The 20,013-nt window shown below is 67.4% G+C and carries 23 protein-coding genes and 1 pseudogene; 14 read left to right on the top strand and 10 right to left on the bottom strand.

What is annotated here, in order from left to right:
• Positions 1-95: 95 nt before the first annotated feature.
• Together QTI45_RS01570 and QTI45_RS01565 are read left to right on the top strand one after the other, a co-directional pair.
• Positions 96-545: a GatB/YqeY domain-containing protein gene (locus QTI45_RS01570; protein ID WP_286371353.1), complete on the top strand. Its 450-nt coding sequence runs from the start codon at positions 96-98 to the stop codon at positions 543-545.
• Positions 546-549: 4 nt separating this feature from the next.
• Positions 550-1,002 carry an NUDIX domain-containing protein gene (locus QTI45_RS01565; protein WP_286371352.1) on the top strand — a complete coding sequence of 151 codons (453 nt, stop codon included), beginning with the start codon at positions 550-552 and terminating at the stop codon, positions 1,000-1,002.
• Here the strand turns inward: QTI45_RS01565 and QTI45_RS35510 are convergent.
• From QTI45_RS35510 to pmbA, 4 genes are read right to left on the bottom strand one after another with little or no spacing between them, the layout of a single operon-like run.
• Positions 999-1,199, bottom strand: coding sequence for a PIN domain-containing protein (locus QTI45_RS35510; RefSeq protein ID WP_444813241.1), 201 nt, complete (start codon positions 1,197-1,199; stop codon positions 999-1,001). The two genes, QTI45_RS01565 and QTI45_RS35510, sit on opposite strands and share 4 nt — an antisense overlap.
• Positions 1,136-1,399 carry a PIN domain-containing protein gene (locus QTI45_RS35505; RefSeq protein WP_444813240.1) on the bottom strand — a complete coding sequence of 88 codons (264 nt, stop codon included), beginning with the start codon at positions 1,397-1,399 and terminating at the stop codon, positions 1,136-1,138. Before QTI45_RS35505 ends, QTI45_RS35510 begins: the two co-directional genes overlap by 64 nt.
• 9 nt (positions 1,400-1,408) lie before the next feature.
• Positions 1,409-1,666, bottom strand: a complete 258-nt coding sequence (locus QTI45_RS01555) for a type II toxin-antitoxin system Phd/YefM family antitoxin (protein WP_286371350.1) — start codon at positions 1,664-1,666, stop codon at positions 1,409-1,411.
• Between the two features lie 44 nt (positions 1,667-1,710).
• Complete coding sequence (gene pmbA / locus QTI45_RS01550) at positions 1,711-3,081, bottom strand: metalloprotease PmbA (protein WP_286653321.1); 1,371 nt, start codon at positions 3,079-3,081, stop codon at positions 1,711-1,713.
• A 58-nt stretch (positions 3,082-3,139) separates the two neighbouring features.
• On the opposite strand from pmbA, the gene yjgA reads away from it, so the two are divergent.
• The 3 genes from yjgA to QTI45_RS01535 all read left to right on the top strand — a co-directional run bounded on the left by yjgA (position 3,140) and on the right by QTI45_RS01535 (position 5,148).
• On the top strand, positions 3,140-3,796 hold the full coding sequence (yjgA, locus tag QTI45_RS01545) for a ribosome biogenesis factor YjgA (protein WP_286371348.1): 657 nt from the start codon (positions 3,140-3,142) through the stop codon (positions 3,794-3,796).
• Positions 3,793-4,380: a molybdopterin adenylyltransferase gene (mog, locus tag QTI45_RS01540; protein WP_286371347.1), complete on the top strand. Its 588-nt coding sequence runs from the start codon at positions 3,793-3,795 to the stop codon at positions 4,378-4,380. Before yjgA ends, mog begins: the two co-directional genes overlap by 4 nt.
• A 162-nt stretch (positions 4,381-4,542) precedes the next feature.
• On the top strand, positions 4,543-5,148 hold the full coding sequence (locus QTI45_RS01535; protein WP_286371346.1) for an ORF6N domain-containing protein: 606 nt from the start codon (positions 4,543-4,545) through the stop codon (positions 5,146-5,148).
• A gap of 58 nt (positions 5,149-5,206) precedes the next feature.
• Here QTI45_RS01535 and QTI45_RS01530 read toward each other — a convergent pair.
• A pseudogene (locus QTI45_RS01530) lies at positions 5,207-5,404 on the bottom strand (aldehyde dehydrogenase family protein); the annotation flags it as partial.
• A 152-nt stretch (positions 5,405-5,556) separates the two neighbouring features.
• Here QTI45_RS01530 and QTI45_RS01525 point away from each other — a divergent pair.
• On the top strand, positions 5,557-6,798 hold the full coding sequence (locus tag QTI45_RS01525; protein ID WP_286371345.1) for an MFS transporter: 1,242 nt from the start codon (positions 5,557-5,559) through the stop codon (positions 6,796-6,798).
• Positions 6,799-6,944: 146 nt separating this feature from the next.
• Here the strand turns inward: QTI45_RS01525 and QTI45_RS01520 are convergent, their stop codons facing one another.
• The 5 genes from QTI45_RS01520 to QTI45_RS01500 form a co-directional block, all read right to left on the bottom strand.
• Entirely contained in the window at positions 6,945-8,381 is a 1,437-nt protein-coding gene (locus tag QTI45_RS01520; protein ID WP_286371344.1) for an aldehyde dehydrogenase family protein, read from the bottom strand.
• 37 nt (positions 8,382-8,418) lie between these two features.
• Positions 8,419-8,871, bottom strand: coding sequence for a nuclear transport factor 2 family protein (locus QTI45_RS01515; RefSeq protein ID WP_286371343.1), 453 nt, complete (start codon positions 8,869-8,871; stop codon positions 8,419-8,421).
• Positions 8,872-8,912: 41 nt separating this feature from the next.
• On the bottom strand, positions 8,913-9,824 hold the full coding sequence (gene kdgD, locus QTI45_RS01510; protein ID WP_286371342.1) for a 5-dehydro-4-deoxyglucarate dehydratase: 912 nt from the start codon (positions 9,822-9,824) through the stop codon (positions 8,913-8,915).
• A gap of 44 nt (positions 9,825-9,868) precedes the next feature.
• Positions 9,869-10,846 carry a Bug family tripartite tricarboxylate transporter substrate binding protein gene (locus tag QTI45_RS01505; RefSeq protein WP_286371341.1) on the bottom strand — a complete coding sequence of 326 codons (978 nt, stop codon included), beginning with the start codon at positions 10,844-10,846 and terminating at the stop codon, positions 9,869-9,871.
• A 107-nt stretch (positions 10,847-10,953) separates the two neighbouring features.
• A complete protein-coding gene (locus QTI45_RS01500; protein WP_286371340.1) occupies positions 10,954-11,766 on the bottom strand; it encodes a FadR/GntR family transcriptional regulator in 813 nt (270 codons plus the stop codon).
• A gap of 67 nt (positions 11,767-11,833) precedes the next feature.
• Here QTI45_RS01500 and QTI45_RS01495 point away from each other — a divergent pair, with 67 nt between their 5' ends.
• The 8 genes from QTI45_RS01495 to QTI45_RS01460 all read left to right on the top strand — a co-directional run bounded on the left by QTI45_RS01495 (position 11,834) and on the right by QTI45_RS01460 (position 19,978).
• Positions 11,834-12,670 (top strand): NAD-dependent epimerase/dehydratase family protein, encoded by an 837-nt coding sequence (locus tag QTI45_RS01495; RefSeq protein ID WP_286371339.1) that lies wholly within the window; start codon positions 11,834-11,836, stop codon positions 12,668-12,670.
• A gap of 5 nt (positions 12,671-12,675) precedes the next feature.
• On the top strand, positions 12,676-13,566 hold the full coding sequence (locus tag QTI45_RS01490) for an SMP-30/gluconolactonase/LRE family protein (RefSeq protein ID WP_286371338.1): 891 nt from the start codon (positions 12,676-12,678) through the stop codon (positions 13,564-13,566).
• 49 nt (positions 13,567-13,615) lie between these two features.
• Positions 13,616-14,587 (top strand): TRAP transporter substrate-binding protein, encoded by a 972-nt coding sequence (locus QTI45_RS01485; RefSeq protein WP_286371337.1) that lies wholly within the window; start codon positions 13,616-13,618, stop codon positions 14,585-14,587.
• A gap of 58 nt (positions 14,588-14,645) precedes the next feature.
• Positions 14,646-15,134: a TRAP transporter small permease gene (locus QTI45_RS01480; RefSeq protein ID WP_286371336.1), complete on the top strand. Its 489-nt coding sequence runs from the start codon at positions 14,646-14,648 to the stop codon at positions 15,132-15,134.
• 3 nt (positions 15,135-15,137) lie between these two features.
• Positions 15,138-16,433, top strand: coding sequence for a TRAP transporter large permease (locus QTI45_RS01475; RefSeq protein WP_286371335.1), 1,296 nt, complete (start codon positions 15,138-15,140; stop codon positions 16,431-16,433).
• 10 nt (positions 16,434-16,443) lie between these two features.
• Positions 16,444-18,030 carry a galactarate dehydratase gene (garD, locus tag QTI45_RS01470; protein WP_286371334.1) on the top strand — a complete coding sequence of 529 codons (1,587 nt, stop codon included), beginning with the start codon at positions 16,444-16,446 and terminating at the stop codon, positions 18,028-18,030.
• Between the two features lie 135 nt (positions 18,031-18,165).
• Entirely contained in the window at positions 18,166-18,930 is a 765-nt protein-coding gene (locus QTI45_RS01465) for an SDR family NAD(P)-dependent oxidoreductase (RefSeq protein WP_286371333.1), read from the top strand.
• A 64-nt stretch (positions 18,931-18,994) separates the two neighbouring features.
• A complete protein-coding gene (locus QTI45_RS01460; RefSeq protein ID WP_286371332.1) occupies positions 18,995-19,978 on the top strand; it encodes a Bug family tripartite tricarboxylate transporter substrate binding protein in 984 nt (327 codons plus the stop codon).
• Positions 19,979-20,013 lie beyond the last annotated feature (35 nt).

Below are 20,013 nucleotides of genomic sequence, written 5' to 3'. Positions count from 1 at the left end.
CTTCAGGGCCATCGCCCGGTTCAGCCCGGATCGAGCCGCGCCAGGGATACCTGCCGCGGCTTTTGTTTTTCTCGCCCCATCAACGAAAGCCCGCCATGAGCCTCAAGGACCAGATCACCGAAGACATGAAGACCGCGATGCGCGCCAAGGACTCCGAGCGCCTGGGCACCATCCGCCTGCTGCTCGCGGCGCTCAAGCAAAAGGAAGTCGACGAGCGGATCGAGCTCGATGACGCGATGGTCGTCGCGATCGTCGACAAGCTGGTCAAGCAGCGCAAGGATTCGGTCGCCGCCTTCACCCAGGGCGGCCGCACCGACCTGGCGGACAAGGAAGCAGCCGAGATCAAGGTGCTCGAGGTCTACCTGCCGCAGCGCATGAGCGCCGACGAGGTCGCGGTCGAGGTCAAGGCGATCGTCGCCGAACTCGGTGCCAAGGGCCCGGGCGACATGGGCAAGGTGATGGGCGCGGTCAAGACCCGCCTGGCCGGCAAGGCCGACATGGGTCAGGTCAGCGCCGCGGTCAAGGCCGCGCTGTCGGGCGCCTGAGGTGGTGAAGGCGCGCCCGGTCCTCAAGGCCTGCGCCTGCCTGGTCGATGCCCAGGGCCGGCTGCTGGTGTTCCACCATCCCGAGGACATGGGCATGCAACTGCCCAAAGGCACCGTCGAGCCCGGCGAGCCGCCCGAGGACGCGGTGCGGCGCGAGCTGCTGGAAGAGTCGGGCATCGACTACCAGGGCCCGCTGCAGCCGCTGGGGACCATCGACCGCTACTGCGAGGCCGGCGTCGAAGGCAACAAGCACCGCCATCCGCAGCTGTGGCACCTGTTCCTGATGCGCACCGAAGAGGCCCTGCCCGAGACCTTCGACCATGTCGCGATGGGCAGCCCGGAAGAGGATGGCCTGGTGTTCAGCTTCAGCTGGCTGGCGCCTGATGCGCCGGTCGAAGGCTTCGCGGCGCCCTATGTGCGGGTGATCGCGAAGGTGCGCGAGGCCTTGTCGAGCTAGCCGAAGGGGTTGAACAGTTCGACCCCGAAGCCGCTGAAATCCGCGGTATTGCGGGTCACCACCTTCAGTTGATGGCGCATCGCGGTTGCCGCGATCATGGCGTCCTCGTACAGGGCGTCGGAGCGCTGATGCATCAGGCGTGCCCACAGGCGGAAAGTCTCGGCATCCATCGGCAGCGCGTTGTACGACGAAGCCACTGCATCGGCCCACTGCTCGATCTCCGCCGCCTTGGCCTCGTCCTGCTCACGGGTGATCTCGATCCCCCCTGGATCTCGCCCAGCGACACGGCGGACACATGCAGGTCGCTGTCGGGCACGGATTGCAGCCACGCCAGCACTGCCCCATGCGGGCGCGGGCGCCGCAACTCTGAAATCACGTTCGTGTCGAGCAAGTACATGCAGCAACGTCAGTCCAACGCCTCGGTCTTGCGCCGGCGCGCCCCGCCACTCGGAGGCACCAGCGCCTCGGTGCGCGCGGAATCGGCCAACAGCAGTGCCTTCAGCGAGGGTCGGGCCGCCGCTTGAAGCCGCCTCCATTCCGCCGCGGGAACCAGCACCGCCGCCTCCGCACCGCGGCGCGTCACCATTTGCGGCCCCTCGGCCAGGCAGGTTTCGAGGAACTCGCTGAACCGCGCCTTCGCGTCCTGGACCGGCCAAGCTTTCATGTTCACCCCATCAGACTAGTCAGATGACCAGTCTAGCAAAGAGATCAAGAGCCCGCCACCTTCATCCGGTTGATCAGCAGTGAACCGGTGGTCTTCGCCCCGTAGTTGTAGGCATCCGCGCCCACCGCCTCGATGCCGAGCAGCATCTGCTTGAGATTGCCCGCGATCGTAATCTCCTGGACGGGGAAGGCGATACGGCCCTTCTCGACCCAGAAACCGCTGGCGCCACGCGAATAGTCGCCGGTGACGTAGTTCACGCCCTGCCCCATCAGCTCGATCACCAGCAGGCCGGTGCCCAGCTTCTCGAGCATGGCGCCGAGGTCGTCGCCCTTCTTCGTCAGCCGCGAGGTCAAGGTCAGGTTGTGCGAGCCGCCGGCGTTGCCGGTGGTCTTCATGCCCAGCTTGCGCGCCGAGTAGGTGCTGAGGAAGTAGCCCTCGAGCCGCCCGCCGTCGACCACCTTGCGCTTGCGCGTCACGACGCCTTCGTCATCGAAGGGCGAGCTGCCCTTGCCGCGCAAGAGATGCGGGTCCTCGACCACGTCGATGTGCTTGGGCAACACCTTCTTGCCGAGCGAATCGAGCAGGAAGCTGCTTTTGCGATACAGCGCACCGCCGCTGGTGGCCTGCACCAGCCCGCCCAGCAGCCCGGCCGCCAGCGGCGACTCGAACAGCACCGGGCATTCGGTGGTCTTGATCTTGCGCGACTTGAGGCGGCTCAGGGCCCGCTCGGCGGCGTAGCGGCCCACGGCCACGGGGCTCGCCAGCTCGTCGGCCGAGCGCATCGAGCTGTACCAGGCGTCGCGCTGCATGTCGTCGCCCTTGCCGGCGATCGGCGCCACCGAGATCGAATGGCGCGAGCTGGCATAGCCGCCGCGGAAGCCGCGGGTATGGGCACTGAAGAAATGGCTTTGCTGCGCCGAGACCCCGGCACCTTCGCTGTTGGTGATGCGCTTGTCGGTCGACAGGGCCGCGGCCTCGCACTCCAGCGCCAGCTGGGCGGCCTGTTCGCTCGTGACATCCCAGGGGTGGAACAGGTCGAGATCGGGCCGCTCCTTGGCGATGTCGGCCTCGTCGGGCAGGCCGCTGACCGGGTCCTCGGCCGTGAAGCGGGCGATGTCGTAGGCCGCCTGCACGGTCTGGGCGATGGCTGCCTCGGAGAAATCGGAGGTGCTGGCATTGCCGCGGCGGTGGCCCACGTAGACCGTGACGCCCAGCGACTTGTCGCGGTTGCGCTCGACGTTCTCGAGCTCGCCCTTGCGCACCGAGACGCTCAGGCCGCAGCCCTCGGACGCCTCGGCGCCGGCATCGGTCGCTCCGAGCTTCTTGGCGTGGGCCAAGGCCGAGTCGACCAGGTTTTCGAAGAAAGGACGGCTGTAGGCGAAGCCGGAGTCGGCGCGCGAGGAAGTTGTGGTCATGTGTTGGCTATGATACTTGCGCCCCCTGTTCCCGATGGTGCGGCCAACGATTGCATCTATGTCCCGCAAACCCAAAAAAGGCTACTTCGTCCGTGGCGAGTTCGTGGCCGAAGGCAGCGAACTCGATCTGGAGCTCAAGCGCGAGCTCAAGGGCACCGACGCCGCCAGCAAGACCGACCTCAAACGCGAGAGCGCCGAACTGCAGGCGCTGGGCGAAGCCCTGCTCGGCCTGCGCGCCGGCCTGTTCGACACGCTCGACCTGGGCGACAAGCTCAAGGACGCGATCGCCGACGCCAAGCGCATCACCAACTTCGAGGGCAAACGGCGCCAGATGCAGTTCATCGGCAAGCTGATGCGCGGCCTCGATGCCGAGGTGCTCGACACTGTCCGCGCCGCCCTGGCCGAGCAGGACCGCCTGCCGGCCGAGGAAACCGCGGCGCTGCACGAGGCCGAGCGCTGGCGTGACCGCCTGATCGCCGACGACGACGCGCTGGGCGGCTGGATCGAGACCCACCCGGCCACCGATTCCCAGCAGCTGCGCGCGCTGGTGCGCCAGGCCCGCAAGGACATCAAGGCCGGCCCGCCCGGCGAGGCACCGCGCCAGGGCAAGGCCTACCGCGAGGTGTTCCAGATCGTGCGGGCCCAGCTGCGGGTGCACGGCACGGCCGACCTCGCCGACGAGGCCGCCGAACAGGCGCGCGAGGACGACGCATGACGGCGCTCGATCCGGTCCGCATCGGCATCGTCTCGGTCAGCGACCGCGCTTCCAGCGGCGTCTACGAAGACAAGGGCCTGCCGGCGCTCAAGGAATGGCTGCAGCGCGCGCTGCGCAATCCGCTCACTTTCGAATCGCGCCTGATCCCCGACGAGCAGGCCGGCATCAGCGCGGCACTGATCGAACTGGTCGACGCCGGCTGCTCGCTGGTGCTGACCACCGGCGGCACCGGCCCGGCCCTGCGCGACGTCACGCCCGAGGCCACGCTGGCCGTGGCCCACAAGGAAATGCCGGGTTTCGGCGAGCAGATGCGGCAGATCAGCCTCGCCTTCGTGCCGACCGCGATCCTGTCGCGCCAGGTCGCGGTGATCCGCGAACGCAGCCTGATCATCAACCTGCCGGGGCAGCCGAAGGCGATTGCCGAGACGCTCGAAGGACTGCGCAATGCCGACGGCACGCAGGCGGTGCCGGGCATCTTCGCGGCGGTGCCGTACTGCATTGACCTGATCGGCGGGCCCTACCTGGAGACCGACGACGCGGTCTGCAAGGCGTTTCGGCCGAAGTCCGCGATTCGGTCCAGCTAGTCAGTTGAGGACAGAGCAAAAACCGCTGCGCGGTTTCTTGGTCTGTCCTGCAAGGACTCAGCAGGTCGAGGACAGGATGAGTACTGCTGCGCAGGTTCTTGATCCAGTCCAATGACGGTGTTGGCGCGAGCCGGTGACCCAAAGGACGGGGAGGCGGGAGGCATGGCTACAACCACTACAACAACGACGGACAGCGCGCTGCTGCCGCGCATCGAGGGGCGCATCCAAGTGCTGCGCGGGCTGAAGGTGATGATCGACGCCGACCTGGCCGAGCTCTACGGCGTGCCGACCAAGGCGCTGAACCAAGCCGTCAAGCGCAATGCAGCACGCTTTCCGCCGGATTTCATGTTCCAACTCGACGCCGCAGAAAAGGCCGAGGTGGTCACAAACTGTGACCACCTCTCGAAATTGAAGTTCTCGAGGACGCTGCCATTCGCGTTCACGGAGTTCGGCGCGGTGGCCCTGGCCAACGTGTTGGCCTCGGCACAGGCTGTAGAGATGGGCATCTACGTGGTGCGCGCTTTCGTGCGGCTGCGGCAAGCGGCCAGCTTGCATGAGGATTTGGCTAGGCGACTGGCCGAGATCGAGGAGAAGACAGAGCGGCTGGAGCTATCGCACGACATGTTCAGCCGCAACACGCGCAATCAACTGCGCCAATTGTTCGAGGCCATGCGTGCTCTGACGGTGCCTCCCGATCCGCCCAAACGGCCTATCGGGTTCGTGCCGCTCGAAGAGAAGAAGACACCGAAGGCGTGCAGCAAGAAGTAGTCGATCGAATCGAGCTGCATCGACAAGTCAGATGAGGACAGAGCAAATCTGCTGCGCAGGTGTCGTTGGCTGTGGCCAGCGCCTCCTCGTAGTTCTTCACCCGGATCACGCTCGCCACCGGCCCGAAGATCTCTTCCTTGTTGATGCGCATCGACGCCGCCGACTCGCTGAACAGCGCCGGCGACATGTAGTAGTCGCCCCTGCAAATCGCTCCCCTCCCGCATGAACGCTCGATCCGAGCGACATTTCCGCCGCCTAAGTCTCCCAGATCTGATTGCCCGGGGTGCTGATTCCTGGGAGATTCCCGCATGCCCGAGTCTGCCGACACTCCCGATTTCTTCTGCCCCCGCCTGGTCGAGATGATCGAACTGCGCCACCCGCTGGCGGTGCTGGCCAAGCTCCATTGAGATGAGCTGCTCCGATCAAGGCCCGCGCCGCGCCGTCTCCTTCGCTCTGCTGCTGCCGCTGCTACTGGCCGCACAGCCGGTCGCCACCGATAGTTATCTGCCGGCGCTGCCTGAGATCGCCCGCGACCTCGGCTCGGCCAGCAGCAGCCTGACCGTGTTCGTGCTGGCCTTCGGCGTCGCCCAGCTCGTGTGCGGGCCCCTGGCCGACCGCTTCGGACGCCGGCCGGTGCTGCTGACGGGGCTGGCCTGCTATACGGTAGCGGCGGCCGGCTGCGCGCTGGCGGGCAGCGCGGACGCTCTGGTGGCCTGGCGCGCCGTGCAGGGCGCGGCCATGGCGTCCATCCTGGTGTGCGCTCGGGCCGCGGTGCGCGACCTGTATCCGGCCCATGAAGGGCCGCACGTCATGGCTCACGGCCTGAGGGGCTTGGGCATCGTGGCCCTGGTGGGGCCGATAGCCGGTGCATGGGGAGTCCAGACCGCAGGCTGGCGCTGGGTGCTGGCGGCGATGGGCGTCTACTCGCTCACGTTGCTGGCGTTGTGCTGGCGCACTTTCGGCGAGACGCGGCAAGTGGCGGCGAGGCCGGCCCCGGTCCTCGCATCCGTATCCACTGGCGGTATGCGCCAGGTGTTCGCCAGCCCCAGCTTTCGCGCCTGGACAGCGCTGACCGCGACCACCTACGGCGGCATCTTTTGCTTTTTGCTGCTGTCGCCGATGGTGTACGTCGACCTGTTTGGCCTGTCGCCTGCGCTCTACGGCTGGATTCCAGCGGGCGGCTCGCTGGTCTACATCCTCAGCATCACATGGTGCCGGCGTTTGCTATCGCAGCGCGGGCCGGTGCGCACGGTGCAGTTGGGCGCCTCGCTCAGTCTGCTGGGGCCGTGCATCCAGATTGCTGGCTGCGTGCTGGCGCCGACCTCGCCCGTTCCATTGTTGGTAGGGCACGCGGTGTACGCACTGGGCAATGGCATTCACCAGCCCTGCGGCCAAGCGGGCGCGGTGGGTGACCTGCCGCCGCAGCTGGCCGGGCGGGCCGTGTCGTTTTCGGGCTTCGTGATGATGTGCGTGGCCTTCTGCGCCGGCCAGTTGGCGGCGGGCTTTGTCGACCCGACGATGCGCCACGGTGCCTGGCCGATGGTGTTGCCCATGGCGCTGGCGGGCGTTGTGCTGGTAATGATCGCCTTTGTGTGGCTGCCGCGGTTGTATCCGGTGCGGGCGGCGGAAACGATCTGCCGGGGGTGCTGATTCCTGGGAGATTTTCCGCACGCCCGAGTCTGCCGACTCTCCCGATTTCTTCCGCCCCCGGCTGGTCGAGATGATCGACCTGCGCCACCCGCTGGCGGTGCTGGCCAGCCGCCTGGCTCGGCATCGAGCAGCTTGAGGCCGCAGGGTCAGGCCAGCGTGTAGGCCGTCTTCACCACCGTGAAGAACTCCTGCGCATACCTGCCCTGCTCGCGCGGCCCGTAGCTCGATCCCTTGCGGCCGCCGAAGGGCACGTGGTAATCCACCCCCGCCGTCGGCAGGTTGACCATCACCATGCCGGCCTGGCTGTGGCGCTTGAAGTGCGTCGCGTGGTTCAGCGAGGTGGTGGCGATGCCGGCCGACAGGCCGAACTCGGTGTCGTTGGCCGTGGCCAGCGCCTCCTCGTAGTTCTTCACCCGGATCACGCTCGCCACCGGCCCGAAGATCTCTTCCTTGTTGATGCGCATCGACGCCGCCGACTCGCTGAACAGCGCCGGCGACATGTAGTAGCCGTCGGTGTCGAGCTTGAGCCGCTCGCCGCCCGCGGCCAGCGTGGCGCCCTCGCCCTTGCCGATCGCGACGTATTCCAGGTCCTGGTCGAGCTGCGACTTCGAGGACACCGGACCGATGTCGGTGCCCTGCGCCAGTGCATCGCCGACCTTGATCTTCGCCATGCGGGCCTTCATCGCCTCGATGAACTTCGGATAGATCCCTTCGGTCACGATCAGCCGGCTCGACGCGGTGCAGCGCTGGCCGGTCGAATAGAAGGCGCTCTGCACGCTGAGCTCCACCGCCTGGTTCAGGTCGGCGTCGTCCAGCACCACCTGCGGGTTCTTGCCGCCCATCTCGAGCTGCACCTTCTTGTGGTTCGTTGCGCACTGCACCGCGATGTTGCGGCCCACGCCGACCGAGCCGGTGAAGCTGATCGCGTGGATGCCCGGGTGGTTGACCAGCGCATCGCCGATCACGCTGCCGCGGCCCATCACGAGGTTGAACACGCCCGCCGGGATGCCCGAACGGCTGATGATCTCGGCCAGCGCCCAGGCGCAGCCCGGCACTAGGTCGGCCGGCTTCATCACCACGCAGTTGCCGAAGGCCAGCGCCGGGGCGATCTTCCAGGCCGGGATGGCAATCGGGAAGTTCCACGGCGTGATCAGGCCGACCACGCCGACCGGCTCGCGCGTGATCTCGATGCCGATGCCCGGGCGCACCGACGGCAGCACCTCGCCCGACAGGCGCAGGCATTCGCCGGCGAAGAACTTGAAGATCTGCGCCGCGCGGGTGGCTTCGCCGATGCCTTCGGCCTTGGTCTTGCCCTCTTCGCGGGCCAGCAGCGTGCCGAGCTCTTCCTTGCGCGCCAGGATCTCGTTGCCGATCTTGTCCAGCGCCTCGGAGCGCGCCTGGATGCCGCCGGTCGACCAGGCCGGGAAGGCGGCGGTGGCGGCCGCCACGGCGGCGTCGACCTGGGCCGCGTCGCCCTGCGCGTACTGGCCCAGCACGTCGCCGAGATTGCTCGGGTTGACGTTCGGGCTGTAGCTGGCAGCCGCACGCCATTCGCCGTTGATGAGGTTGTCGAAGTTCTGCATGGCAGGGTCCTTGGGAATCGGGGTGGAGATAGGCAGCTTACTGTGGCGGGCGCACCGCCTGGCGGGCCAGCAGCTTCCAGTCGCCGCCCGGGCCCTGTTGCTGCCAGACGCCGAGGATCTTGATGCTGACCTTGCCGGGCTTGCCGGAGTCGTTGGTGTCGGCCGTGAGCGTATGGCGCACGATCGCGACGTTGTCGATGACCTTGATGGTCTGCTCGGTGATCGCGATGGTCACGAAGTCAGACTTGCCGTCCATCAGGTCGCTGATGAAGCTGGTCTTGGTGTCGACCTTGCCGCCCGAGTGGCCGTAGCTCAGGTCGTCGGCCACCAGCGCATTGAGCGCTGCAGGCGTCGGGTCGATCATCGCCACGCGCAGCTTCTCTGCCGCGGCGGCGACTGCCGGCGACTTGGCCGCCTCGTTGCCGCGCATCGTGGTGCAGCCGGCGAAAGCCGCGGTGGCGGCAGCGATCAAGACCAGTTTCTTCAGCATTTTTTTGTCTCCTGTTGTTGTGATTGAAAGCGCTTGGGAAATTACTGCGGGCCGAGCTTGTCGATCAGCGCGGCCAGGGCCTGGTATTCGTCGGCCTTGAGCTCGGTCAGCGGCGTGCGCACCGGACCGGCATCGTGGCCGACGATCTTCGCGCCGGCCTTCACGATGCTCACGGCGTAGCCCTGGCCCTTGTTGCGGATGTCCAGGTAGGGCATGAAGAAGTCCTTCAGCAGGCGGTGCTGCGTCGAGATGTCGTCCTTGGCGACCGCATGGTAGAAGTCCATCGCGGTCTTCGGAATGAAGTTGAACACCGCCGACGAATACACCGGCGTGCCGAGCGCCTTGTAGGCCGCGGCATAGACCTCTGCCGTCGGCAGGCCGCCGAGGTAGGCGAAGCGGTCGCCCATGCGCAGGTGGATCGCGCTCATGAGTTCGATGTCGCCGATGCCGTCCTTGAAGCCGACCAGGTTCGGGCAGCGCTCGGCCAGCTTCTCGAGCGTGTCGGGGTAGAGCTTGCTCTGGCCGCGGTTGTAGACGATGACGCCGAACTTCACGCTCTTGCAGACCGCCTCGACATGCGCCGCCAGGCCTTCCTGGCCGGCTTCGGTGAGGTAGTGCGGCAGCAGCAGCACGCCATGGGCGCCGGCCTTCTCGGCCGCCTGTGCGCACTGGATCGCGAAGCGCGTCGGGCCGCCGGCGCCAGCGATGATCGGCACCACGCCGCGGCAGGTCTGGACCGCGGTCTCGATGATGGCCGGGTATTCGTCGGCGGTCAGGGAGAAGAATTCACCGGTGCCGCCGGCCGCGAACAGCGCGCTGGCGCCATAGGGCGCGAGCCATTCGAGCCGCTTCTCGTAGCTCTTCTTGTCGAAGTCGCCGTCGCGGTCGAAATCGGTGAGCGGGAAGGACAGCAGGCCGGAGCCCATGATGGTCTTGAGTTCTTGGGGATTCATTTTGAAGAACAGGGTGGTGGAGAGGGGTGGATGAAAGGCTCTGACTAGTCCAGCTTGATCTGGGCGGCGTTCACGACCTTGGCCCAGCGGGCGCGTTCCTTCTCGAAGAACTGGTCCTGCTCGGTGGGCGTCATGGTCACGACCTCGGCGCCCTGGCCGGCCAGCCGCGAGCGGATGTCGGGCGAGCGGATGATGGCGATCAGTTCCTTGTTGAGGCGCTGCACCAGCGCCTCGGGGGTGCCGCGCGGCGCCAGCACGCCTTGCCAGGTGCCGGATTCGAAGCCGGGCACGCCCTGCTCCGCAATGGTCGGCACTTCGCCGATCAGCGGCATGCGCGTGCCCTTGGACACGCCCAGCACCTTGAGCTTGCCGCTCTGCACATGCGGCAGCGTCGCCAGCATGCCGTTCATCAGCACCTGGGTCTGGCCGGCCACCGTGTCCTGCACCGCCTGCACGCCGCCCTTGTAGGGCACGTAGACCCAGCGCGCGCCGCTCGCGCGCTCGAGCGCGACGCCGGCCAGGTGCGGCGCGCTGCCGGTGGCGGTGACCGCGAAATTGAGGTCGGACTTCTTCGACAGCGCGACCAGTTCCTTCAGGTTGTTGGCCGGCACCGACGGATGCACCACCAGCAGGTGCGGCGAGTAGGCCAGCATGGTCACGCCGCGCAGGTCCTTGGCGGGATCGAAGGACAGCTTGGTGTAGACCGAGGGGCTGATCGCCAGCGCGCCGACGTCGCAAAGCAGCAGCGTGTAGCCGTCGGGCTGGGCCTTGGACACCAGATCGGCGCCGAGATTGCCATTCGCGCCGGCGCGGTTCTCGACGATCACGGATTGCTTGAGTGCCTCCGACAGCGGCACGCTGATCGAGCGGGCGATGATGTCGGACGACCCGCCGGGCGGGTACGGCACGACGATGCGGATCGGCTTCGAAGGCCAGGCGTCGGCGGCCTGTGCGGCACCACCGGCGGCCAGCAGTCCGCTGCCGAGTGCACCTAGGACCAGATGGCGGCGATTCAAGCGCATGGGTTTGTCTCCAGGTTCGTTGAGGAATGAGAATCGCATGGTAGCGATGTCGTCAGTCATCGTACAACTAGATCCGGCAGATGTCCAGCAAAAGACCTGCGCGCCGCTCAGGCCGCCGGCCCCTGCCCTGCGGCCGCGGTCTGCTCGGCGTCGAGCCGGGCCGCTTCCTGGGCGAGCCGAAGCCGTTCGCGGCTGTTGGTGAGATGGATGCGCATCGCCGCGCGCGCCGACTCGGCGTCGCGGCGCGCGATCGCCGCGTAGATTTCCTCGTGCTCGCGGTTCACGCGGCTCAGGTATTCGCCGCGCCGGTCGTGATTGCGGATGGCGGTGATCCGGGTGCGCGGAATGATCGTGGTGCCGAGGTGGCTCATGATGTCCGCGAAGTAGGGATTGCCGGTTGCCTGCGCGATCTGCAGGTGGAAGCGGAAATCGGGCGCCACGGTGTCGCCGGCGGTCGTCACGTTGTGTTCGAAGTCGTCGAGCGCCTGCCGCATGGCGGCCAGCTGCTCCTCGGTGCGGCGGGTCGCGGCCAGGCCTGCGGACTCGGTCTCCAGGCTGATGCGCAGTTCGAGCACCGCGAGCACGTCGACCGAGGTCGCGATGTCCGAGGCCTCGAGCCGGAACATGCCGGCCGCGCGCGGCTGCAGCACGAAGGTGCCGATGCCATGGTGGGTCTCGACCAGCCCGCCGGCCTGCAGCTTGGAGAGCGCCTCGCGCACCACGGTGCGGCTCACGCCGTAGGTCTGCATGATGGCCGACTCAGTCGGCAGCTTGTCGCCCGGGCGCAACTGCTGGCTGCGGATCTTGTCGCCGAGGTCGTCGACCAGGCCATGCGCCAGGCCCCGCACCCTGCGGCGCGGAGGAGCGCCGCCGGCGGCAGCTTCGGTGGTTGCGGTAGACCCCGTTGACAGGTTCGACATGGCGTGATGATAATCGCCTCTACGTTGTACGACAACCGATAACTTACGTCATCCGACAGAGACACGAATGAGCGCCGCTTCCGCTACCCCTTCCTCCCCCGCCCCCCAAGTCGGCCGCCTCCTCCTGACCGGCGCCGCCGGCGGCCTGGGCAAGGTCCTGCGCGAACGCCTGCGCCCCTACGCGGGCGTGCTGCGCCTCTCCGACATCGCATCGCTGTCAGCGGCCGAAGGCCCGCACGAGGAAGTCGTCGCCTGCGACCTGTCCGACAAGCAGGCGGTCGATGCGCTGGTGGCCGGCTGCGACGCCATCGTGCATCTGGGCGGCGTGTCGGTGGAGCGGCCCTTCGAGGAGATCCTCGAGGCCAACATCAAGGGCGTGTTCCATATCTACGAAGCCGCCCGCCGGCACGGCGTGAAGCGCGTGGTGTTCGCCAGTTCCAACCACGTGATCGGCTTCTACAAGCAGACCGAGCCCCTGGACGCCCGCAACACGCGCCGGCCCGACGGCTACTACGGCCTGTCGAAATCCTTCGGCGAGGACGTGGCCCAGTTCTACTTCGACCGCTGGGGCATCGAGACCGTGAGCATCCGCATCGGCTCCTCGTTCCCCGAGCCCCTCAACCGCCGCATGATGAGCACCTGGCTCAGCTACCGCGACCTGACCACGTTGATCGAGAAGTCGCTGTTCACGCCGGGCGTCAGGCACACGGTGGTCTATGGCGTGTCGGCCAACCGCGACGTCTGGTGGGACAACTCGGGCGCCGCCATCCTCGGCTACGCGCCGCAAGACACGTCCGAAGTCTTTCGCGACAAGGTCGAGCAGCAGCCACCGGTCGCTTCCACCGACCCCAACGCCATCTACCAGGGCGGCGCCTTCACCGCCCAGGGTCCGTTCGGAGACTGAGCGCCATGGGGAGCCAAGCCGAACTCGTGGTCGACGCGCGCTGCGGCACGGGCGAGAGCCCGGTGTGGTCGGTGGCGGAGTCCGCCTTGTACTGGGTCGACATTCCCGGCCGCGCGCTGCACCGCTGGTCGGCGGCCGGCCACACGCAGTGGGCCAGCGACGAAATGCCGGCCTGCATCGCGCCGCGCGCCGACCTGCCGGGCAGCTGGATCGCCGGCATGGAAAGCGGCCTGTTCTCGCTCACGCCGCAGGACGGCGGCACGCTCGCGGCCACCCGGCTCGCCGAGGTGTCGCACGCGCGGCCCGGCATGCGCTTCAACGACGGCCGCTGCGACCGCCAAGGCCGCTTCTGGGCCGGCACGATGCTGATGGACATGGCTGCCGGCGCCCGCGTCGGCCGGCTCTACCGCCACGACAAGGGCAGCCTCGCAGCGTCGCTGCAGCTCGATGACCTGATCGTGCCGAACGGACTCGCCTTCAGCCCCGACGGCCGCACGATGTACCTGTCGGACTCGCATCCCAGCGTGCAGACGATCTGGGCCTTCGACTACGACACCGCCACCGGCACGCCATCGAAGCGCCGCGTGTTCGTGGACATGAACCCCCTGCCCGGCCGTCCCGACGGCGCCGCTGTCGATGCCGACGGCTGCTACTGGATCTGCGGCAACGACGCCGGCCAGGTGCACCGCTTCACGCCCGAGGGACGGCTCGACCGTTCGCTCGAGGTCCCGGTCAAGAAGCCGGCGATGTGCGCCTTCGGCGGCCCCAAGCTCGACACCCTGTTCGTCACCTCGATCCGCCCGGGCGGCGACCTGTCGGACCAGCCCCTGGCCGGTGGCGTGTTCGCGCTGCGGCCGGGCACGCAGGGCATTCCGGAGCCGGCCTTCGGCGCCTGAAGCGATCGATTTCAATTTTTCACGACAACCACCAGCAAGAGGAAGACAAATGAAGTTCAACAAGCACGCACTCATCGTCGCCATCGCGGCCGGCATGACCGCGATGGCCGCACAGGCCACCGAGTTCCGGTCGGCCGACATCCACCCCGACGACTACCCGACCGTGACCGCGGTCAAGTTCATGGGCGAACGGCTCAAGGAGCTGTCCGGCGGCAAGGACACCATCAAGGTGTTCAACAACAGCGCCCTGGGCAGCGAGAAGGACACCATCGAGCAGACCAAGATCGGCGCGCTGCAGATGGTGCGCGTGAACATCGCGCCGATGAACAACATCTGCCCCGAGACGCAGGTGCCGACGATGCCCTTCCTGTTCCGCTCGGTCGACCATCTGCACAAGGTGCTGGACGGCCCGATCGGCGAGGAAATCCTCAAGTCCTGCGAGAAGCAGGGCTTCATCGGCCTGGCCTACTACGACAGCGGTGCGCGCTCGATGTTCACGGCCAAGAAGCCGGTGCGCAGCTTCGCCGACATGAAGGGCCAGAAGGTCCGCGTGCAGCAGTCCGACCTGTGGGTCTCGATGCTCGAGGCGATGGGCGCCAACGCCACGCCGATGCCGATGGGCGAGGTCTACACCGGCCTCAAGACCGGCCTGATCGACGCCGCCGAGAACAACTACCCGACCTATGAAAGCTCGCGCGCCTTCGAGGTCGCCAAGTACTACACCAAGACCGAGCACTCGATGGCCCCCGAGATGCTGCTGTTCTCCAAGCGCGCGTGGGACAAGCTGACGCCGCAGGAGCAGGGCTGGCTGCGCCAGGCCGCCAAGGAGTCGGTGCCCTACATGCGCAAGCAATGGCAGGAGCGCGAAGTGAAGTCGCTCGCGACCGTGAAGGCCGGCGGCGCCGAGATCATCGACATCGACAAGGCCCCGTTCCAGGCCGCGATGAAGCCGGTGTACGACAAGTTCATCGTCGACGCCAAGCTCAAGGACCTCGTCAAGCGCGTGCAGGAAACGAAGTAATCGTCTGAGCCCGGCCGCCCTCCCCGCACGCGGGAGGGCGTCGCCAACCCACATCATCATGTACACGAAAATCTGCCGCACGCTGGCTCGCGCCTGCATGTGGCTGGGCATCTTCGGCCTCGTCGCGGTGATCTGCGCCGTGAGCTGGCAGGTGTTCGGCCGCTACGTCCTCAACAACACCCCCACCTGGGCCGAGAGCTTGGCGCTGCTGCTGGTGCTCTACGTCACCATGCTCGGCGTCGCCGTCGGCGTGCGCGATGCGGGCCACATCGGCCTCGAGTCCTTCCTGGTGCTGGCGCCCGACTGGCTGCGCCTCAAGATGGAATTCCTGATCCACTTCCTGATCCTGCTGTTCGGCGCCGCGATGGCCTGGAACTGCGCCTCGCTGGCCGAATCGGTCTGGGGCTACCGCCTTCCCACGCTGTGGATCTCCGAAGGCTGGAAATACGTGCCGGCCGCAGTGTCCGGCGTCCTCATCGTGATGTTCTCGATCGAACACATCATCGCGCTCGCCCAAGGCCGCGAAGTCGAACCCGCCTGGGGCTGAGCCATGACCATTCCTCTCCTGATCCTCTGCATCTCCTTCACGGTCTTCCTGCTGCTGGGCGTGCCGGTGGCGTTCTCCATCGGCCTGTCGGCCCTGTCCACCCTGCTCTACGAAGGCCTGCCGCTGGAAGTCGGCTTCCAGCAGATGACCTCCGGCATGGGGATCTTCTCGTTCCTCGCGATCCCGTTCTTCATCTTCGCCGGCGAGCTGATGCTCTACGGCGGCATCGCCGACCGCATCGTCAACTTCGCGCGCAACCTCGTGGGCCACGTGCGCGGCGGCCTGGGCATGTCGAACGTGGTGGCCTGCACCTTGTTCGGCGGCGTCTCGGGCTCGCCCGTGGCCGACGTCTCGGCCATGGGCGCCGTGATGATCCCGATGATGAAGAAGGAGGGCTATCACGCCGACTACGCGGTCAACGTGACGACCCACGCGGCCCTGGTCGGCGCGCTGATGCCGACCAGCCACAACCTGATCATCTATTCGCTCGCGGCGGGCGGCAAGGTGTCGATCGCGGCGCTGATCCTCGCGGCACTGCTGCCCGCGGCGGTGCTGACCATCAGCAACCTGGCGGCGGCCTACCTGGTGGCGGTCAAGCGCGGCTATCCGGCCGGCACCTTCCCGGGCTGGCAGATCGTGGCCCGCTCGTTCGCGGCCGCACTGCCGGGCCTGTTCATCGTCGTGCTGATCCTCGGCGGCATCCTGTCGGGCGTCTTCACCGCGACCGAATCGGCCGCCGTGGCCGTGCTCTATGCGCTGGCGCTGACGATCCTGGTCTACCGCACGCTGAAGTGGGAGCACTTCATCAAGGCGGCGGCGAAGGCGGTCCGCACCACGGGCGTGATCCTGCTGCTGATCGGCATCTCGAGCACCTTCGGCTATCTGATCAGCCTCTACGGCGTGGCCGAACTCACCGGGCAGATGCTGTCGCAGATCACGACCACGCCGTGGATGATCTTCCTGCTGATCAACGTCATCCTGTTCGTGCTGGGCACCTTCCTGGACATGGCGGCGACCATCCTGCTGTGCACGCCGATCTTCCTGCCGATCGCGCAGCAGTACGGCATGACTTCGGTGCAATTCGGCGTCGTGATGCTGATCAATTGCGCCCTGGGCCTCAACACCCCGCCGGTGGGCACGACCCAGTTCGTCGGCTGCGCGATCGGGGGGGTCTCGGTCGGCACCGTGATGAAGACCATCTGGCCCTTCTATGGCGCGCTGATCTTCGCGCTCGGCGTCGTCACCTTCGTGCCGGCCTTCTCGACCTGGCTGCCGGGCCTGTTCATGGTGGTCAAGTAAGGGAGCGCACATGTCCGAAGCCGTCAAGCCGCCGCTCACCATCCGCATGCACGAGAACGACAACGTCGCGATCGTGGCCAACGACGGCGGCCTGGCGGGCGGCACGGTGTTCCCCTCGGGCCTGGTGCTGCGCGAGAAGGTGCCCCAGGCGCACAAGGTGGCGCTGATCGACATCCCCGAGGGCGGCGTGGTGCGCCGCTACGACGTGCCGATCGGCTACGCGCTCAAGGACATCCCGGCCGGCAGCTGGGTGCACGAGCGGCTCCTGAAGATGCCCGCCGCGCGCGAGCTCCAGGGCCTGCCCATCTCCACCGTCAGGCCGCCCGCGGCGGCGGCGCTAGAGGGCTACACCTTCGAGGGCTTTCGCAACCCCGACGGCTCCGTCGGCACCCGCAACATCCTGGCCATCACCCAGACCGTGCAGTGCGTGGCCGGCGTCACCGATTTCGCGGTCCAGCGCATCAAGGCCGAGCTGCTGCCCCGGTTCCCCAACGTCGACGACGTCGTCGCCCTCGCCCACGGCTACGGCTGCGGCGTGGCGATCGACGCCCCCGACGCCGTCATCCCGATCCGCACGCTGCGCAACATCAGCCTCAATCCGAACTTCGGCGGCGAGGTGATGGTGGTCAGCCTGGGCTGCGAGAAGCTGCAGCCCGAGCGCCTGCTGCCCCCGGGCAGCATCGCGCTGGTGGACGAGCGCAATGTGGCCGACGTCGGCGACAGCGCCGACGCCAAGCTCGACGTGGTCTGCCTGCAGGACGAGGCCCACGTGGGCTTCATGTCGATGGTCGACTCGATCCTGCGCCAGGCCGAGGAGCACCTGGAGCGCCTGAACGCCCGCCGGCGCGAGACCGTGCCCGCCAGCGAGCTGGTGGTGGGCGTGCAGTGCGGCGGCAGCGACGCCTTCTCGGGCGTGACGGCCAACCCGGCGGTGGGTTTCTGCACCGACTTGCTGGTGCGCGCCGGTGCCACCGTGATGTTCTCCGAGGTGACCGAGGTGCGCGACGGCATCGACCAGCTGACCTCGCGCGCCAGCACGCCCGAGGTGGCCGAGGCGATGATCCGCGAGATGGCCTGGTACGACGCCTACCTGGACCGCGGGCGCGTGGACCGCAGCGCCAACACCACGCCCGGCAACAAGAAGGGCGGGCTCTCCAACATCGTGGAGAAGGCGATGGGCTCGATCGTCAAGAGCGGCAGCGCGCCGATCTCGGGCGTGGTCGCGCCGGGCGAGAAGGCACGCCAGAAGGGGCTGCTGTACGCCGCCACGCCGGCGAGCGACTTCATCTGTGGCACCTTGCAGCTGGCCGCGGGCATGAACCTGCACGTCTTCACCACCGGCCGCGGCACGCCCTACGGCCTGGCCGAGGTGCCGGTGATCAAGGTCGCCACCCGCAGCGACCTGGCGCGCCGCTGGCACGACCTGATGGACGTCAACGCCGGGCGCATCGCCGACGGAGACGCCACCATCGAGGACATCGGCTGGGAGATGTTCCGACTGATGCTCGAAGTCGCCAGCGGCCGCCGCAAGACCTGGGCCGAGCAGTGGAAGCTGCACAACGCACTGGTGCTGTTCAACCCGGCACCGGTCACCTGAGATCTTGCGGGACAGACCAAGAAACTGCGCAGCAGTTTTTGCTCTGTCCTCAACTGACTAGAAAGCGACAGCCCAAAAAACCGAGACAGCCGTGCCTTGCTCTGTCCCCAACTGACTAGAAAAGAAAGCACAACCATGGAAGACCTCAAGAACCGCAGCGCCCTGATCACCGGCGCCAGCACCGGCATCGGCGCCGCCGTCGCCATCGCCTACGCCGCGCGCGGCATGCGCGTGGCCGTCCACTACAACAGCTCGACCGCGGCCGCCGAACAGGTCGTCGCCACCATCCAGGCGGCCGGTGGCGAAGCCTTCGCGCTGCAGGGCGACGTCCGCGACAGTGCCGCGATCCGGCGCCTGGTCGCGCAGGCCGACGAGCGGCTCGGCGGTATCGACGTGCTGGTCAACAACGCCGGCAGCCTGGTCAAGCGGGTGCCGATCGCCGACTTCGACGACGCCCTGTTCGACGAAGTGCTGCACATCAACGCCCGCTCGGTGCTGGCCTGCTGCCGCGAGGTGGTGCCGCGGATGCGTGCCCAGGGCCGCGGCGGCAGCATCATCAACGTGTCGTCGATCGCGGCGCGCAACGGCGGCGGCCCGGGCGCCTACCTCTATGCCGGCGCCAAGGGATTCGTCAGCACCGCCACGCACGGCCTGGCCAAGGAACTCGCGCCCGACGGGATCCGCGTCAACGCGGTGTCGCCGGGCGTCATCCTGACGCCGTTCCAGGACCGCTTCTCGACCCCGCAACTGCTCGAATCGTTCAAGGCCGGGATCCCGATGGCCCGCCTCGGCGAGCCGGACGACTGCGTCGGCGCCTTCCTGTACCTGGCGTCGCCGCAACTCTCCGGCTACGTGACCGGCCAGATCCTCGAAGTGAACGGCGGCCAGTACATGCCCTGAACCCCGCGCACACTTTCACTCGCGCACCCGCGCATTCCATCGACAACAACGGAGACAAAGCATCTTGAAAAACAAATCGAACTTCCTGCGCAGCCTGGCCGCGATCTCGTCGGCCACCCTCCTGTCGCTCGGCCTTGGCGCACCTGCCGCCGCTGCCGACACCGACTTCCCGAACCGCACCATCGAGCTGCTGGTGCCCTACCAGCCCGGCGGCGGCACCGATGGCCTCGCGCGCACCTTCGCCGACGCCAGCCGCAAGCACATGTCGCAGAGCATGGTGATCGTCAACCGGCCCGGCGCCGGCGGCGCGATCGGCTGGACCGAGGTGATCAATGCCAAGCCCGACGGCTACAAGCTCGCGGTGCTCACGGTGGAACTGCTGACGCTGCCGCACCTGGGCCTGGCCAAGTTCAACTACGACGACTTCCAGCCGATCGCGCAGCTCAACGCCGACCCGGCCGCGATCACGGTCAAGGCCGACGCGCCCTGGAACACGATCGAGGAATTCCTGGCCGCCGCGAAGAAGTCTCCCGAGAGCGTGCGCGTGGGCAATTCGGGCAACGGTTCGATCTGGCACCTGGCCGCGGCCGCGCTGGAGGACAAGACCGGCGCCAAGTTCGGCCACATCCCGTTCCAGGGCGCCGCACCCGCGGTGCTGGCCCTGCTCGGCGGCCACATCGAGGCCGTGGCGGTGAGCCCGGCCGAGGTCACGACCCATGTGCAATCGGGCAAGCTCAAGATGCTGGCGGTGATGGCCGACCAGCGCGTCAAGGGCTTCGAGAAGGTGCCGACCGCCAAGGAGCGCGGCATCGATCTGTCGATCGGCACCTGGCGCGGGCTCGGCGCACCGAAGAACACGCCGCCCGAGGTCATGGCCAAGCTGCGCGAGATCACCGCCAAGACGGCGGCCGAGCCGATGATGCGCGAAGCCATGGACAAGCAGAACCTGGGTTACGTCTACACCGACGGCGCCGTGTTCAAGGAAACCCTGGCCAAGGACAACGCCTACTACAAGGCGCTGATCACCAAGCTGAACATCAAGCCCTAAGACCAGCCCTGAGACCTTGCGGGACAGACCCACAA

It is taken from the genome of Variovorax saccharolyticus, from assembly GCF_030316765.1.
Taxonomy (GTDB): domain Bacteria; phylum Pseudomonadota; class Gammaproteobacteria; order Burkholderiales; family Burkholderiaceae_C; genus Variovorax; species Variovorax saccharolyticus.
This window is presented reverse-complemented; position numbering and strand designations above follow the sequence as displayed.

Coding starts and splice junctions, on each gene's coding strand:
- QTI45_RS01495 (WP_286371339.1), top strand. CDS start 11,834: ATGAGCGCCGCTTCCGCTACCCCTTCCTCCCCCGCCCCCCAAGTCGGC.
- QTI45_RS01555 (WP_286371350.1), bottom strand. CDS start 1,666: ATGAAAGCTTGGCCGGTCCAGGACGCGAAGGCGCGGTTCAGCGAGTTC.
- QTI45_RS01475 (WP_286371335.1), top strand. CDS start 15,138: ATGACCATTCCTCTCCTGATCCTCTGCATCTCCTTCACGGTCTTCCTG.
- QTI45_RS01465 (WP_286371333.1), top strand. CDS start 18,166: ATGGAAGACCTCAAGAACCGCAGCGCCCTGATCACCGGCGCCAGCACC.
- QTI45_RS01485 (WP_286371337.1), top strand. CDS start 13,616: ATGAAGTTCAACAAGCACGCACTCATCGTCGCCATCGCGGCCGGCATG.
- mog (WP_286371347.1), top strand. CDS start 3,793: ATGACGGCGCTCGATCCGGTCCGCATCGGCATCGTCTCGGTCAGCGAC.
- QTI45_RS01505 (WP_286371341.1), bottom strand. CDS start 10,846: ATGCGCTTGAATCGCCGCCATCTGGTCCTAGGTGCACTCGGCAGCGGA.
- QTI45_RS01525 (WP_286371345.1), top strand. CDS start 5,557: ATGAGCTGCTCCGATCAAGGCCCGCGCCGCGCCGTCTCCTTCGCTCTG.
- QTI45_RS01490 (WP_286371338.1), top strand. CDS start 12,676: ATGGGGAGCCAAGCCGAACTCGTGGTCGACGCGCGCTGCGGCACGGGC.
- yjgA (WP_286371348.1), top strand. CDS start 3,140: ATGTCCCGCAAACCCAAAAAAGGCTACTTCGTCCGTGGCGAGTTCGTG.
- QTI45_RS01480 (WP_286371336.1), top strand. CDS start 14,646: ATGTACACGAAAATCTGCCGCACGCTGGCTCGCGCCTGCATGTGGCTG.
- kdgD (WP_286371342.1), bottom strand. CDS start 9,824: ATGAATCCCCAAGAACTCAAGACCATCATGGGCTCCGGCCTGCTGTCC.
- QTI45_RS01535 (WP_286371346.1), top strand. CDS start 4,543: ATGGCTACAACCACTACAACAACGACGGACAGCGCGCTGCTGCCGCGC.
- QTI45_RS01500 (WP_286371340.1), bottom strand. CDS start 11,766: ATGTCGAACCTGTCAACGGGGTCTACCGCAACCACCGAAGCTGCCGCC.
- garD (WP_286371334.1), top strand. CDS start 16,444: ATGTCCGAAGCCGTCAAGCCGCCGCTCACCATCCGCATGCACGAGAAC.
- QTI45_RS01515 (WP_286371343.1), bottom strand. CDS start 8,871: ATGCTGAAGAAACTGGTCTTGATCGCTGCCGCCACCGCGGCTTTCGCC.
- QTI45_RS01570 (WP_286371353.1), top strand. CDS start 96: ATGAGCCTCAAGGACCAGATCACCGAAGACATGAAGACCGCGATGCGC.
- QTI45_RS01520 (WP_286371344.1), bottom strand. CDS start 8,381: ATGCAGAACTTCGACAACCTCATCAACGGCGAATGGCGTGCGGCTGCC.
- pmbA (WP_286653321.1), bottom strand. CDS start 3,081: ATGACCACAACTTCCTCGCGCGCCGACTCCGGCTTCGCCTACAGCCGT.
- QTI45_RS35505 (WP_444813240.1), bottom strand. CDS start 1,399: ATGTACTTGCTCGACACGAACGTGATTTCAGAGTTGCGGCGCCCGCGC.